This is a genomic window from Hymenobacter sediminicola (genome assembly GCF_014250515.1).
GTDB classification, from domain to species: Bacteria; Bacteroidota; Bacteroidia; order Cytophagales; family Hymenobacteraceae; genus Hymenobacter; species Hymenobacter sediminicola.
The window spans coordinates 1,720,348-1,733,731 of sequence record NZ_CP060202.1 but is presented as its reverse complement, the minus strand read 5'-3'; the positions used below and the strand labels follow the sequence as shown (position 1 = coordinate 1,733,731).

Genomic DNA, 13,384 nt, shown 5'->3' with positions numbered 1-13,384 from the left:
CCGATTCAATAGGGCAAAAGTTCCACAGTAATAATATATATCTTTTACTATATTATACTTGGACATGCAAATTTGCGTGGTTTTTTTGAATTAATAATCATTAAACGTCAAAGCCTTTCCAGCCTTAACCAGATAGACCGAGTATGCCATCCGATGCATATTCTATATAGTAGTCAGATTTTTATCTGTTCTCCTCTCCTAGCCTGCCATCAACAACATAGCCCCCGCCCAACTGCTTGAAGCAGATGAGCGGGGGCTATTTATAAAAATTATAAAACGAGACAGGTAGTACTAATGTATCCATCAGCTATTGCTCAGCTCACGGAGCTGCTCGATTCGCCGATGCGCTATAGCAGGCAATATTGGACAGGTAATGGTATCTATATGGCGTCTGCTTGCTCGGCGTTCTGGAACAACAGGGTTCTGTTACGACCATCAAGATCCATTTGCCACACTTCCGGCGGCACCGTGCCTGTGGTTTCTACCTGTGTAAATATAATCTTAGAGCCACTTGCATTAAAGCGCGGGTACAAGTCGTTGACTGACGCAGGCTTTCCGCCCGTGGTTGAAGTCGGAGCAGAAACATCAACTATTGCGCTTCCATCCAGGGCTTGGGTTCTAATATGTGCATTAGTCTGACGGCCGGTCAGGTCCATGTATCCATCTAAGTCTATGGTATACATGATGCGCGTTCCTCCCAGGTTAAATGAGGGAGAATCCAGCCGACCAGCTACATTCCCAACAGCCAGCGTCATACCGCTACCGTCAGCATTCATGATGTATAGCTCCGAATCATAAATACTTGTTCCCACTGTCTGCACGATAATTTTATTGTTTTGCCCATTCCAGTCGCACTCCCGGAAGTGGCGGCCAGCCGGAGCGGTAGCAATCAGGGTAGGCGCCCCAAACCCGTCGCGGTTCACTCGATATAGCTTATCATAGCTGGCAACCAGTAGTTGGTCGCCGTAGGGTGACCAGCAGAAGCCTATCCCAAAATTATTGTAGCCCTCAACCGGCAGCGAGGAAATCATGCGCTGGTCGGAGCCATCCGGGTTCATCGTGTAAAGACGATACTGCCCGGTAACAGCATTGGAGGTATAGGCTATTTTATCGTAGACGGGGCTGATTTGCGGGGCCACCTCAAAAGCAGTGGAGTTGGTGAGACGCACCACAGTAGTACCGGCAGCGTTGGATGAGTATATATCGGGAAATCCATTGGTACGCCGCACAAACACGAAAGGATTGTTGGGGAACGGCGCCGTCCGGAACGACCACAGGCTAGACCGGGCAGAAGTGCCGGCCTTATTATACACTGTCACCTGCCAGTAGTATACCGTATTGTAGAGTAGCGGCACATCCTGAGAAGTGAACTGGTAGACCGTGTCGCGGGAGTTCGTGAGCAGTTGCCGACGGTTGGTAGTGGAATTGCCTTCATACAGCATCACATCATAGCGCAACGAGTCGGAGCGGAACGCTCCTACCGGATGCCACTCCAGCTTCGGTAGCACAGGAACGTTCACGGCCTGATCAGCGGGGGATGGTCGGTTAGGCGGGTTGGGAGCAGTAGCGGCTACTGCCGGTGTCAGCTGTATGGCAACGGTCGTGGTTTTGCCATCTTCAACGGTTACTGCGGTGGATGTTTGCTGATAATCGGCTTTTGTAGCCGTGATAGTGAGCCGGCCGGTGGGCACATCATTGAGCTCAAACATGCCCTGCGCATCGGTCGTGAGAGCCATGGTAGCGGGCGTGGTACTAATAGATACGTTGGCCAGCGGCTGATTGGTACGAGCATCCCGCAGGATTCCCTGTACGTTGCCATAAAAAATCGGCATAACTGCCGTGTCTTCGCAAGCTGCTAAAGGCAGCAACAGCAACCACAAACAGCGAAACAGCCAGTTGCGCTTTCGAGCTGGCAGATGGGCGGGATTCATAAGAGAGAGTAAGTAGAGGAACGTGAAAGAAGCGGCAATGGGCAAGACAACCAACGACAGGCTATAGTCTACCTTTTCTTCTCCCCAGCCTTGTCGTACCAGCTTATTGAGCTGGCAGTACTAGTCGGAAACAACGTGGGAAGCTAGTGTATGGAGTCTTGGGCAACAAGGTGCCCGGCGGTATCGAGGATGCGCAACCAGCCATTGAAGCGGGTGCTGGCATCGGCGCCGATACTGATTTGTGATAGGCGTACAGTCTGGCTTGGAGCTACTTCAAAGGCTCCCTGCTGCCGATTGGACGACTGGCCGCCTGCGCTTTGCTTCGCCAGTTCCAGCGTGTACGTATAGCGTTGCGTCTGGGAGCCTGTGCTATGACAATAGCCTGTTACGGTAATGTAGCCATCGGCTTTGGTCACTACTAGCTCCGCCGTGCATGGTGGGGTGCCTAGGGCCTTATCCTGAGGAGGTGACATAGCAAGGGCTAACAAACTGATTAAGAGAATTTTCATCATCAGTATAGTTAAGAAAGGTTTCGGGAGGACTAAAAGTAGTTACATTTATTTAATTATACCAATAATTTTTTTTGCCTTAAACATTTACAAATGCAAGTTTATAAAGAAAACAACATCATAAACTTCGCGGATAAACAAAAAGCAGGACCAGCCCTTAGATAGGCCAGTCCTGCTTTCCGTAAGTATTGTGGCTACTACTGCCCGATACGCCCCTGCTCAATAGTCAGGTTGATTCCGTTGCCGCGCATCTCAACTTCGTAGCGCGGCGGAGTCTGGGTCTGTGACCCTTGTTGTACCAGCCGGTTATTCACCCCGTCCTGGGTTATGGTCACATTCGTATTGTTGGTAATTGCGTCGCGAATGAACTCGTTGCCGTCGCCGTTCTGCACTAGCTTGGTCGTGTTGTTATCACCAGTTACAGCACTGTTGACCAGATTTCTATCGCCGTTTTGCTTTACGGAAGTGTTATTACCACTCCCCCGCTGCGCCACGTATGCCTGGTTAAGGTCGCCTACTTGCATAATGGATGTCAGGTTCGGGTTGGTACCCGGGTTGTTCTGGGTGCTGGTAGCACGGTTTGCGCTGCCCTGCTGCACTATCGTCGCTGCGTTCTGAGCGTTGGGTACTAGCGCAGGATTGGTATCCACCCATCCTGGCCCGATGTCCTCTAGCAGCCGCTGCTCTGCGGTAGCTGCCTCGCTCCGCCCCAGTTGCTGGGCGAAGGCCGGATTTCCGCCAATTAGCAAGAGGCTGAGCAGCATAAAAAACAGGTTTCGTTTCATTGCATCCTGAGGAGTATGCCTCTTAATAGATGGAAAAATAAGCCCAAAACCGGGTACCTGCTCTCGCATGCGGAGGCGGGTACCCGGCGAGGGTGTTTAGCTAACAGAGGCCTACTGGCCCGCTCAACTTAGCGTACGTCCTGACGAACGATAGCCGAGTTGCCGTCGCCACGCTGCTCGATGCAGCTGCGCTGGCCATTGTCAAGAGCACGGCCACGGCCCTGGTCGGTGAAGGCTACGTTGCTGTCGCCAACCTGCAGTTGCTCAGCCTGGCTGCGGTCAGACTCCTGACGGATCTGGCCATAGTTGCCAGCACCATTCTGGTCCTGCGAAGCAACGTTGAAATCACCGTACTGGTCAATCTTGGCACGGTTAGCCGAGCCATTCTGACGCTGCTGAGCCCAGTTGCCATCGCCGTTGTCGGCAGCAGCTGGACCTGCACCTACTACGTCGTCTACGTTGATAGTAGCTACGTTGCCAGTACCAGTCTGCAGTTGAAGAGTAGTGTTGTTGCTGCCATAAACCTGAGCAGCAGCACGGTTAGCAGTACCACTCTGGTCCTGACGGCCGTAGTTAGTGCCACCCTCCTGCTGACGCAGGATAGCCATGTTGCCGGTACCTGACTGATCTACTACCGCACGGTTGTTATCATCCATAGCGCGGCCATCACCCTGTTGTACTATCGAACAGTTGTCGATGCTGCCAGTAGGCATGCTGTTTGGATTGAGCTGTAGGTTCGCAATTGCAGTAGGAGTCAGTTCCGTCAGAGTAACTGCGGGGCAACCTACACAGGCGTTAACGGCGGTGAAAGCCTGAGGAGCCTGAGCGAAAGCCGATCCAGAAACGAGCAGTGCAGCAACGAGGATGTGTAATTTTTTCATGATGTGGGGAAAGGTAAGTTGGTGGTTAGAAAGGGGAAGGGGGTACTACAATTTTAAGGTACTTGTCACTTATTCATTTGCTCTCTCCGGAAGAACTGTACAAATATAAATGAAAATATTTATGTGTCAAGAGCAGTCATCATTTTTTTTCAAAAAAAATATTAGAATAATTAAATATAAACGAAACCGAGGAACCGGACTAGGTCCAGCTCCTCGTTGGTTGCTTTATATCGTGCTGATTTACTTTCTTTTAGGGCGACTCATCAACTGATACACGAAACCAGCTCGTAGGGCAAAAGAATTGTCGTTGTACTTGCCCACTACCGCTCCATCCAGATTATCTTCCAGCAGGAACCGGGCGTCGACCCCAGCCGTGAGGCTCCATTTCACGCTGGCTTGGTACTCAAGCCCTGTTCCGGCTACTATACTGGGGATAGTACCGCGGAAGCCAGGCTCGTTTCCTTCGCCATGCTTCAGAATACCGCCACCTGCTCTTATATAAGGGGTAAAACGGTCGGTAGGCAAAATTCTCATTTGCAGGCCGGCTTCGGCCAGGGAAATAGTCTGGTCGAAATACTGCTGCGCGGCCAGGCGGCCCCTCCCCACTCCTACGAAGGGAGCCCATCGGCCGCCCCTAAACTGATAGGACAAGGTGCCATAAGCCAGTGGCATAGTACGCGGGGCCGCGAAGTCGCCGCCGTAGCGCTGAAAGCCAGCCGTTGCAGTGAAGGTCAGAGCATCCGGACGGTTCAGTACTTGCCGGCCCAGTACATCGTACTGTTTCCCATACTCCCGCTCCCGCACATAGTTCAGCATCTTCTCACCCGTCAGCTCAGCTATTTCTTTTGGCTGCCAGAGATTTTCGCGCATTCCCTCAAATATCAGGGCCTGTACTGCCTTCTCAATGGCCTCCTTCACTGCCATTTCGCTGGGCTCATTATAGGTAAACCCTGTTTCCGTTTCGAGCAAGCGCTTAAAGCTCACGAAGCGAAACAGGCTGGCATCCACCTGCTGCGAGAGGATAGTTTTGGACGTGTAGACCGTTTTCAGGATTCGCCCGTTATTGGTGCTGATAGCCCGCAGATAAACAGTTACCCGGTCTTGGCGGTATTGCCCGGACGCGCCCGTACCGAAGTACCGGATACCCGCTCCACCGGTCAGGATATTGGCATCGTAGGAGATGATACCACCTTCCAAAATCACGCCGGCAAAAAGCAGAGGTGGTAGCGTTGGCTGTTTTACGCCGGTTTGCTCCGTGAATTCCGACCGGGTTGAGCGCACAATCTTCCGCTCGTTAAGCAGGTTGCCCAAGTTTTCCCGCTCAATAGGATCAAACCAGCCGGATTCTTCCAAGGCACGCAGCAGAATAGTGGTAGTGCCCTGCGTAACAGCTGTTGAGAAGCTAGACCCGTTGGCTTGTGGCTTGTACTGCCCGGTCTGGTCCCGGAATTTGTACACGGCCACTACTGTCTTGGCACTGGGCGCCGGTAAGTCCCGCAGTATAGCATTGGCATTTACTTCCGTTCCCAAGCGCGCCGATTCGGTTTTGAAGGGCTGATGAAAATAGGGAGAGCATCCCGCCAAAAACAAGCCGATTAGTGTACTACATAGTAAAGAGGTAATGCGCATATAGTGAACCGTGGTGGGTGAAGAGCTGGAACGAGAAGCAGGCAGAGGGGAAGCCGACTAGGGCAGATTTGGAATAGTCACGGTAGTTTGGTTTCCGGTAACCGGATCAGCAATAACAATGACTACCCCAGCGCTACCGGGCGTAACCTGAATCTGATAGCCACCCACCGCGTAGGTACCGGCCTTGACTGTGCCGGTGCCAAACTGCTCACTTATAAAGCGGTTTGTCAGTTCGCTAAGCAGTTGCCGGTTGAGGTTGGTAGCAAAGCTTGCTAGCGGGTCCTCTGCGGCCCGCGGCACCAGCGTTGCCGGATCTTTGAACGTATCCTGGGAAGTAGCACTACTCAGCAGCCACGAGTAGTTAAAAGAGTTGCCGCCACCAAAGCTGGGGTTTTTGGGTTCGTATACCATATCCTGAGCGGCAACAGTATGGCTGAATCCGGCCAGCAACAGCAGCAGGCTTAGTGTAAAAAGATGTTTCATGCGTGGTGGAATATGGAATGAGAAGAGAGTCGAGAAGAAACTATAGGCCGTCAGAACGTTTCCAGAGGCTGTTTTGCGCCTTTTTCCAGTTGTCGGCTCAGGCTGTTGGATTGCTGCAAATGACCGATGGCAGTACCAACAGCTTCGGCCGCAGCAGCCTCGATATATTCGGGTTTGGGCTGCAGAGGCATTTCAAGCAAATCCGTATCGTTGACGTTTACTGAGATGAGCGTACTGGTGCCACGGGCTGGTTTTTCTGTGATGGTTACCACATACTCACCGCTACCCGCCGGTGCTTCAAACTGCGTGTAAAAGATGTCGTAGAAATCGTGCCCTACTTTGGTTATGGTCTGATCCACAATAAGGCCTTCTATTTCTACTGCCTTCTGGCGCTGAGCAGTAGTGGTGGCAGAATCAGACGTTACCTTGAGCAGCAGCCTCAATGCTTCTTCCAGCTTGTTGGCGGGCAAGGGTGCGGCTTTTGACTCCCGAACTGGCGCTTGTTGTGAATCAGTAGCCTTTGTGTTTTCGCGGGTTGGCCGGCGCCGCTCACCTTGGCCGGCGGCCGAGGTAGCTGACAGACACAGCACTACAAGCAGAATAGCGCTACAAGCCTTGGTGACAGAGCCTATACACGATGCCAGTGAGGGCTGGGCAGAAAATGGGAGGAGACCAAACATAACTCTGCTAATAATGAACTAAACAAATCCAAAACATCCATCTGCATCCGTTCAAGGATGATTTTACTGTTTTAGACCATAAATTTAAATATAAAGTGAAATAATACAAATCTATATTGCTAACAGATTGCTCTTATCTGACTATACACTTGACGAAGAGGATCTTAAAATAATTCTGTGTTTACCCCTTAGAAGTGAACTACTGCACAGCTTAGCCGCATAGGTATTGCCAGCATCGGCCGACGTTGCTACAGTTGACAAATTCGAGGGTCTTCTAGCTTATTACTGCTGGTATATGTCGAAGCTAGTTGGATGAAAGCGCCTGTGTGTCTTGCTGAACTGGCCGTGGCCTTATTTACCGCTTCGCTGAGCGGTGTATACAACACGGCATGGCCAGACTTGGGAGCCTAGCCGGGTGACTTATCCGTTATATGCTCTATAGTATATAGCTAATAGGTGCTTCGCAGAGCAATGCTCGAAAAGAAGACAGCCTACTCTACTAGCACGTGCGGCACAAACTCCGACAGATTGGTGATGAAACCAGTAGCGCGCCGATAGCCAATAGCACATCCAGCTCCGGCCCAGAACACACCCGCCTGATATAAGCGGCCCTGCGCATCCTGCGGCAGTTGCGCGTAGCGCTGGCTGATGTGTGGCTGGCGTGCAAACTCACCTTCCACCTGTTGCCCAAGCTGGCCATTCGTCACTTCCGTTACGTTCTGTCCCTCACGGCCCAGCAACGGTTTGCGCACATAGTGGCCACTGAGGTCCTGGAAGGAAGTTTCGAGTAGCATCGGGTGCTGCGGGAAACACAGCCAGAGCCACGCCAAGATGGCTTTGCTCTGAAAGAGCAGCGTGTAGGCAGGATTAGCAATGATTACATCACGGCTTTGGAGCAGCTGAATGAGGTCAGCCGTCAGGGCTGGCTCCTCGTCCGCCATAATTTCCCAGGGCACCAGCTTGAACAAGAAGCCAAAACGTTGCCACTGCCCTGGTTCCACCTCGGCCCAGACGCCTCGCTCCTCGCCTACCACCGCCACCTGCATGGCATCAGCAGAACAGACATGGACAGTAGAAAATCCGGCCTCACGGGCTGCTTCGGCTACTACGGCACAGTTGGCAGCGTCCTCGGCGCTACCGGGCAGATGTAGCAGCAGCAATGTAGGCTCCAGGTCGTCGTTGCGTTGTAGCCATTCCGCTAGCTGGTTTTGGATACCTTCAAACAGACCATTGGCTTGCAGCTCTTCCTCAGCTTGCCCGGCTGCCATCAGGCTAGCCCACTGTACCACGGCGGTTTCTGGAATGCTTGTGGCCGTGTCGGCATTGAATTCGAGAAGCTTGGGGCCTTCGGGCGTCTGGGCCAAGTCGAAGCGGCCATAGAGGTGCCAGTGCCGGTCGTCGTTCCAGGAGTGGCGCACGGCGGGCCAGAGCAGCGGCGGAATAGCAAGCTGGCTGAGGAGCGAATCAGGAATAGGATCGGGAATAGACTGCACCAGCAGCTCATAGAGCGTATCGGCAGCCTGTAGCAAAGCATCTGCTTCTGCTTCTGGCAATTGCACGGCCTCACGGGCCGCGTAGTTCTGGCAGGCATCTTCCAAGGCCCAGTCCCAACCCAACCCGCGTAATGCGGGCGCCATATCACCGGAAAGCGGAAGCAGCGTAATCATATACTATATGCTGAAGACGAAACGAAGAAGCACTCAGGCAGCCCACCCACAACAGGTGCAGACTAGCTGAGTGCTTGATACAGGCGAATAGTTAGCCGCCAAAGCCACGGCCGCCACGGCTGCCGAAACCGCTGCTGCGCCCCGAACTGGGGGCACTGCTCCGGATGCTGCTACGACTTCCATAGCCGGTGCTGCGCGTGACGGTAGTGCTGGGCCGGATGCCCGTGCTGCTGCGGGTTCCCGAAAAGCCCCGGCCGAAAAAGCTACGGCCCTGGCCTCGCTCCTGCGCTACCCGGCTGCGCCAGCCATTGTTTTGCTGCACCAGGCCAGGGTTGGCATAGGCCCCCACATTGGGTGTGAGAAACCGCCCAGCCATGTACCCGATACCACCCCACATAAGCACGTCCATCATACCGGAGCGGCCCGCGTGGTTTTCGGGGTTGGCGCGGGTGTAGTCCTGCATTTGGCGTTGCAGGGCTTCTCCTTGCAGTGTGTCAACCTTGCCATCGAAGTGCTTGAGCACGGCGGCCACTTCCTCTTTGCCGGCCGGCCGCTCAGCCGTGATTTTCCACTCGCCGGGCTGCACTTCGGTCATCTCCGTGACAACACCTTCCGAGTACGAATTGCCGCTGCTCCAGTCGCCTTCGGCAGCAGTATTCTCAGAGTCGGAACTACCACCGGAACAGGCGGGCAGCATCAGACCCAGGCTGGTAGCGGCGGCTACCAGCAGCACATTGCGGCGCCAGTCGCCGAAGCGGTAATACGGTTTGTTCATAGCAGCTAGTAGCGTGTAGGTGGGGTATTAGTGGGGTTTTCTGCCACTGTTTTCAGGGTGAACAGCGAACAGACGCAAAACATTACTCCCAGAGCGGGTAGTGCTCCAGATGCACTTCCTGCTCGAAAAAGATACGAGTACTTTCCTCAAACGACCGGGTGAAATCGGAAACGTAAAACTGGTGAACGGGAGCTATTTTGCCTGGTTTGGCAGCCAGCTGGTTGTCCTGTAGGTAGTGTTGCACATGGGCAGCTACTACGTCAGAAGCATCCAGCACCTTCACCCGCTCCTTGTAGTACTCGGCAATCTGCTTCTTGATGAGGGGGTAATGCGTGCAGGCCAGTACCAGCGCCTCTATGCCGTCCAAGAGCGGATTGGAGAGGTACGTTTCGATGATGTTGCCGGCAATGGAATTATCGAAAAAGCCTTCCTCAATCATGGGGGCCAGCAGCGGCGTGGCCAGGCTTTGCAGCTGCACACCGGCGTCGAGGTCGTCTATTTTTTTGCGGTAGACGTTGCTGTTCACCGTTTGCTTGGTACCGATGAGCCCGACCGTACGGCCGGCATATACCTGCCCCACATGCGCCACAATTGGGTCGATGACGTTCAGGACGCGGGCTTTGGAGCCGACATATTCGCGCACCAGCTCATACGCCGCCGCCGAAGCTGAATTGCAGGCAATAAGAATGACTTTGCAGTGTTGCTTGAGTAGCAGGTCACATATCTTGACTGAGTAGGCCTGGATGGCAGCGGTGCTCTTGTCGCCGTAGGGCAAATGGGCGGTGTCGCCGAAATACACGAGCCGCTCGTGCGGAAGCACACGGGCTACGGCACGGGCTACAGTAAGGCCGCCAATGCCGCTGTCGAATACGCCAATGGGGCGAGTAGTGAGGTCTGGAGTCATATCAGGAGGCAAGTAACGAGGAACCAACGGAACTGCCTTGCAATGCTGGGTTTCTGCGCAAAAAACCCGGCCAAAATTTTACAATTCCCCCGAATTCCTATCTTCCGCTATTACACCGCCCCCTTTGCCCACCGCTATGAGTAACATTCTGGCCGAAATTGACCGCGCACTGGCGTCCTTCGATTCCTCCCAGGGCCGCCCTATTGCCATCGAGCTGGGCGAACGAAAATACACGCAGCTCATCCTCGATGTCGCTCATCTGCATGCAGATGGCGGCGAGCTGACCCACAACACCGGCCGCCCCCTAGCTTACAAAGGCCTCGAAATACTGCGCGACGACCTGCATGTAGACCGAATCCGGGTGATATAGGGCCACTAGGTGCCGCACACCGGATTTTATCTCAACTACTTGCCAGTGGCTTCTGTCTGCTGACTCCTGTGGCGTACCTTTGCAGGTATGAATTTGCTGTCTGCTGAGAATCTTTCGAAGAACTATGCCGACCGGTGGCTTTTCCGGGAACTGAACTTTGGCCTGCTCCAGGGCCAGCGCGTGGGCCTGGTAGGCATCAACGGCTCTGGCAAAACCACGCTGCTTAAGATACTGGCCGGACTGGAGCCGCCGGATACCGGCAGCGTCAGCACCCGCAAAGACACGCGTGTGGCCTTCCTGGGCCAGCAGCCGGTATTTGATGAGTCGCTGACGGTAGAGGAAACCATCTTCGCCAGCCAGAACGACACGCTGGCCGCCATCCGCGACTACGAGCATGTAGTGAATGACCCCGACCACAAGCCTGCCGACCTGCAGCGCGTGATGGAACTGATGGACTCCTATAATGCCTGGGACTACGAGTCGCAAGTGCAGCAGATCTTGGGCAAGCTGGGGATTCTGGGCGAGCTGCTGCAGCGCAATGTGAGCAAGCTTTCGGGCGGGCAGCGCAAGCGTGTGGCCCTGGCCCGCGTGCTGATTGAGGAGCCCGACGTGCTCATTCTCGACGAACCTACCAACCACTTGGACCTGGCCACTATTGAGTGGCTGGAAAACCGGCTGGCCTCTCCTTCCCTCACGCTGCTCATGGTGACCCACGACCGGTACTTCCTGGACCGGGTAGCCAATGAAATTGTGGAGCTGGATGGCGGCCGTGTGCACCGCTACCAGGGCAACTACGCTTACTTCGTGGAGAAGAAGGCCGAGCGGGAGCAGATGGAAACCGCCGAGGTGGAAAAGGCGCGCAACTTGCTGCGCAAGGAGCTAGAATGGATGCGCCGCCAGCCCCAAGCCCGTGGCACCAAGCAGAAAGCCCGCATCGACGCGTTTTACGAAACCCAGGAAAAGGCCCGTACCAAAATCAAAGGCCCGGACATGGAGCTGTCGGTGAAAACCACCCGCCAGGGCGGCAAAATCATCGAAGTAGAGCATCTGAGCAAGCGGTTCGGCGACAAAGTAGTGCTCGACGATTTCAGCTATGTGTTCAAGAAAAAGGACCGGATTGGCCTGGTGGGTCCCAACGGCGCGGGCAAGTCCACGCTGCTCAACATGCTCACCAAGCAGCTCGCCCCCGATTCCGGCACCGTAGATGCAGGTCAGACCACTGTGTTCGGCTACTACACTCAGACCGAGCTGCAGTTCGACCCTTCGCAACGCGTGATTGACATTGTGAAGGAAGTGGCCGAGGTAATTGAGCTGGCCGATGGCAGCGTCGTGACGGCGTCGCAGTTTCTGCAGCACTTCCAGTTTCCGCCGGCTCAGCAGTACACGCTGGTCAGCAAGCTGAGCGGCGGCGAAAAGCGCCGCCTGCAGTTGCTGCGCGTGCTGATCAAGAATCCTAACTTCCTGATTCTTGACGAGCCGACCAACGACCTCGACATCATCACACTCAACATTCTGGAGGAATTTCTGCTCCAGTTTACGGGCTGCCTGATCATCGTGAGCCACGACCGGTACTTCATGGATGCGTTGGTAGAGCAGGTGTTTGCGCTGGAGCCAGGCGGCAAAATCCGACAGTTCCCCGGCAACTACACCGACTACCGCGAGTGGCTGCAGGAGCAACCCGCCGACAACGGCGCCCGCGACGCAGAAAAGGCCCTGAAATCGGTGAACCAGGCTTCTGCTACTACGGCCCCGGCCGCACCGGCGGCGGCCAAGCGCAAGGCCAGCTTCGCGGAGAAAAAGGAGTACGAGCAGTTGGAAAAAGAGCTGGAACGGCTGGAAACCCTCAAGCAGGACCTCATCGGGAAGCTGAATGCCGGCACTGGCTCGCACACTGAGTTGGCTGACTGGGCCGCCCAACTCAAGCGCACCGACGCCGACCTCGATACCAAAGGAGAAAGGTGGCTGGAGCTGGCCGAGCTAGTGTAAGTTGTTACATATCCTAAGCCAAAGCGGCCACCCGAAATCCGGGTGGCCGCTTTGGCTTACAGTCAATGCCTGCTTATAACACGCCCGGCCGTTGCGTGAAATTGAACGTCACGGGCCGCTCATTGAAGAACAGAACCATCCGTAGCTGATGCGCGCCATCGGAGCGGGGAAAATGTACTTGGCCTGTCACGTACTGGCGCGGCGGCAGCATGGTTTTGCGCAGCGCCACCGATTCCATGTTGCGCTTCTGGTCGTAGAGCATATCGGCTTTCTGGGCGTGCTCTTCGCGCTGCTCTGCCAGAAAAGCCTCATCATCGGCATGGCGCTGCTCGCGCTCCGCACTCTGCTGGTCGGTTTCCTTTTTGCTGATGCTGGACACGTTTTCCGCAATGTGGGTGGCGCTGGTCACGAGCTCCAGCCAGCCGCCGCCCTGTGCCTTGTTGGCCTGCTTATCGAGGCGCTGGGCTAGTTGCTGCAGGCGGGCTTCCGGGTCGAGGGCAGCCACACGGGCCGGCTCCAGCACAGCGGCCGTAGCCGATGCCATCAGAGTGTCCGGAGTATCGGTGTAGAGCGGCGTGTAGTAGAACGTTTCGGGCGCTAGCAGCACAGGCTTACTAGAATTGTTGTTCACTTCCACCTCGAATACTAGCTCTTTTTCTTCGTAGCGAACAAAGCCCAGCAGCACTTCCACGCTGTCTTCGGGGCGGGTGCTGAGGCTGGTGGGGTGACCATTTATGGTGGGGCCGTTGGGGTGGCTGGGTGCCATTGTCAGCAAATAAGAAGG

At 54.8% G+C, this 13,384-nt stretch carries 13 protein-coding genes; 2 read left to right on the top strand and 11 right to left on the bottom strand.

Annotated elements, in window-relative coordinates; genetic code table 11:
- Positions 1-380: 380 nt before the first annotated feature.
- The 10 genes from H4317_RS07390 to murI all read right to left on the bottom strand — a co-directional run bounded on the left by H4317_RS07390 (position 381) and on the right by murI (position 10,244).
- A complete protein-coding gene (locus H4317_RS07390; RefSeq protein ID WP_185889485.1) occupies positions 381-1,832 on the bottom strand; it encodes a carboxypeptidase regulatory-like domain-containing protein in 1,452 nt (483 codons plus the stop codon).
- Positions 1,833-2,074: 242 nt separating this feature from the next.
- Entirely contained in the window at positions 2,075-2,404 is a 330-nt protein-coding gene (gene csgH / locus H4317_RS07385; RefSeq protein WP_185889484.1) for a curli-like amyloid fiber formation chaperone CsgH, read from the bottom strand.
- Between the two features lie 233 nt (positions 2,405-2,637).
- On the bottom strand, positions 2,638-3,225 hold the full coding sequence (locus H4317_RS07380) for a hypothetical protein (protein ID WP_185889483.1): 588 nt from the start codon (positions 3,223-3,225) through the stop codon (positions 2,638-2,640).
- A 128-nt stretch (positions 3,226-3,353) separates the two neighbouring features.
- Positions 3,354-4,106: a hypothetical protein gene (locus tag H4317_RS07375; protein WP_185889482.1), complete on the bottom strand. Its 753-nt coding sequence runs from the start codon at positions 4,104-4,106 to the stop codon at positions 3,354-3,356.
- Between the two features lie 240 nt (positions 4,107-4,346).
- A complete protein-coding gene (locus H4317_RS07370) occupies positions 4,347-5,735 on the bottom strand; it encodes a CsgG/HfaB family protein (RefSeq protein WP_185889481.1) in 1,389 nt (462 codons plus the stop codon).
- Between the two features lie 57 nt (positions 5,736-5,792).
- Entirely contained in the window at positions 5,793-6,218 is a 426-nt protein-coding gene (locus H4317_RS07365; RefSeq protein WP_185889480.1) for a curli production assembly/transport component CsgF, read from the bottom strand.
- A 50-nt stretch (positions 6,219-6,268) separates the two neighbouring features.
- Entirely contained in the window at positions 6,269-6,808 is a 540-nt protein-coding gene (locus H4317_RS07360; protein ID WP_185889479.1) for a CsgE family curli-type amyloid fiber assembly protein, read from the bottom strand.
- Positions 6,809-7,389: 581 nt separating this feature from the next.
- Positions 7,390-8,565 (bottom strand): glutathionylspermidine synthase family protein, encoded by a 1,176-nt coding sequence (locus H4317_RS07355; RefSeq protein ID WP_185889478.1) that lies wholly within the window; start codon positions 8,563-8,565, stop codon positions 7,390-7,392.
- A 91-nt stretch (positions 8,566-8,656) separates the two neighbouring features.
- Complete coding sequence (locus tag H4317_RS07350) at positions 8,657-9,340, bottom strand: Cj0371 family chemotaxis-regulating polar lipoprotein (RefSeq protein ID WP_185889477.1); 684 nt, start codon at positions 9,338-9,340, stop codon at positions 8,657-8,659.
- A gap of 82 nt (positions 9,341-9,422) precedes the next feature.
- A complete protein-coding gene (gene murI, locus H4317_RS07345) occupies positions 9,423-10,244 on the bottom strand; it encodes a glutamate racemase (protein ID WP_185889476.1) in 822 nt (273 codons plus the stop codon).
- A gap of 136 nt (positions 10,245-10,380) precedes the next feature.
- On the opposite strand from murI, the gene H4317_RS07340 reads away from it, so the two are divergent.
- On the top strand, positions 10,381-10,614 hold the full coding sequence (locus tag H4317_RS07340; RefSeq protein ID WP_185889475.1) for a hypothetical protein: 234 nt from the start codon (positions 10,381-10,383) through the stop codon (positions 10,612-10,614).
- Positions 10,615-10,701: 87 nt separating this feature from the next.
- Entirely contained in the window at positions 10,702-12,600 is a 1,899-nt protein-coding gene (locus H4317_RS07335) for an ABC-F family ATP-binding cassette domain-containing protein (protein WP_185889474.1), read from the top strand.
- Between the two features lie 73 nt (positions 12,601-12,673).
- On the opposite strand, the gene H4317_RS07330 is transcribed toward H4317_RS07335, so the two are convergent.
- Complete coding sequence (locus tag H4317_RS07330) at positions 12,674-13,366, bottom strand: hypothetical protein (protein WP_185889473.1); 693 nt, start codon at positions 13,364-13,366, stop codon at positions 12,674-12,676.
- Positions 13,367-13,384 lie beyond the last annotated feature (18 nt).

What these genes read in the sequence shown, in the direction of transcription:
- H4317_RS07390 (WP_185889485.1), bottom strand. Translation starts at nt 1,832, where the DNA reads ATGCCGATTTTTTATGGCAACGTACAGGGAATCCTGCGGGATGCTCGT.
- csgH (WP_185889484.1), bottom strand. Translation starts at nt 2,404, where the DNA reads ATGTCACCTCCTCAGGATAAGGCCCTAGGCACCCCACCATGCACGGCG.
- H4317_RS07380 (WP_185889483.1), bottom strand. Translation starts at nt 3,225, where the DNA reads ATGAAACGAAACCTGTTTTTTATGCTGCTCAGCCTCTTGCTAATTGGC.
- H4317_RS07375 (WP_185889482.1), bottom strand. Translation starts at nt 4,106, where the DNA reads ATGAAAAAATTACACATCCTCGTTGCTGCACTGCTCGTTTCTGGATCG.
- H4317_RS07370 (WP_185889481.1), bottom strand. Translation starts at nt 5,735, where the DNA reads ATGCGCATTACCTCTTTACTATGTAGTACACTAATCGGCTTGTTTTTG.
- H4317_RS07365 (WP_185889480.1), bottom strand. Translation starts at nt 6,218, where the DNA reads ATGAAACATCTTTTTACACTAAGCCTGCTGCTGTTGCTGGCCGGATTC.
- H4317_RS07355 (WP_185889478.1), bottom strand. Translation starts at nt 8,565, where the DNA reads ATGATTACGCTGCTTCCGCTTTCCGGTGATATGGCGCCCGCATTACGC.
- H4317_RS07350 (WP_185889477.1), bottom strand. Translation starts at nt 9,340, where the DNA reads ATGAACAAACCGTATTACCGCTTCGGCGACTGGCGCCGCAATGTGCTG.
- murI (WP_185889476.1), bottom strand. Translation starts at nt 10,244, where the DNA reads ATGACTCCAGACCTCACTACTCGCCCCATTGGCGTATTCGACAGCGGC.
- H4317_RS07340 (WP_185889475.1), top strand. Translation starts at nt 10,381, where the DNA reads ATGAGTAACATTCTGGCCGAAATTGACCGCGCACTGGCGTCCTTCGAT.
- H4317_RS07335 (WP_185889474.1), top strand. Translation starts at nt 10,702, where the DNA reads ATGAATTTGCTGTCTGCTGAGAATCTTTCGAAGAACTATGCCGACCGG.
- H4317_RS07330 (WP_185889473.1), bottom strand. Translation starts at nt 13,366, where the DNA reads ATGGCACCCAGCCACCCCAACGGCCCCACCATAAATGGTCACCCCACC.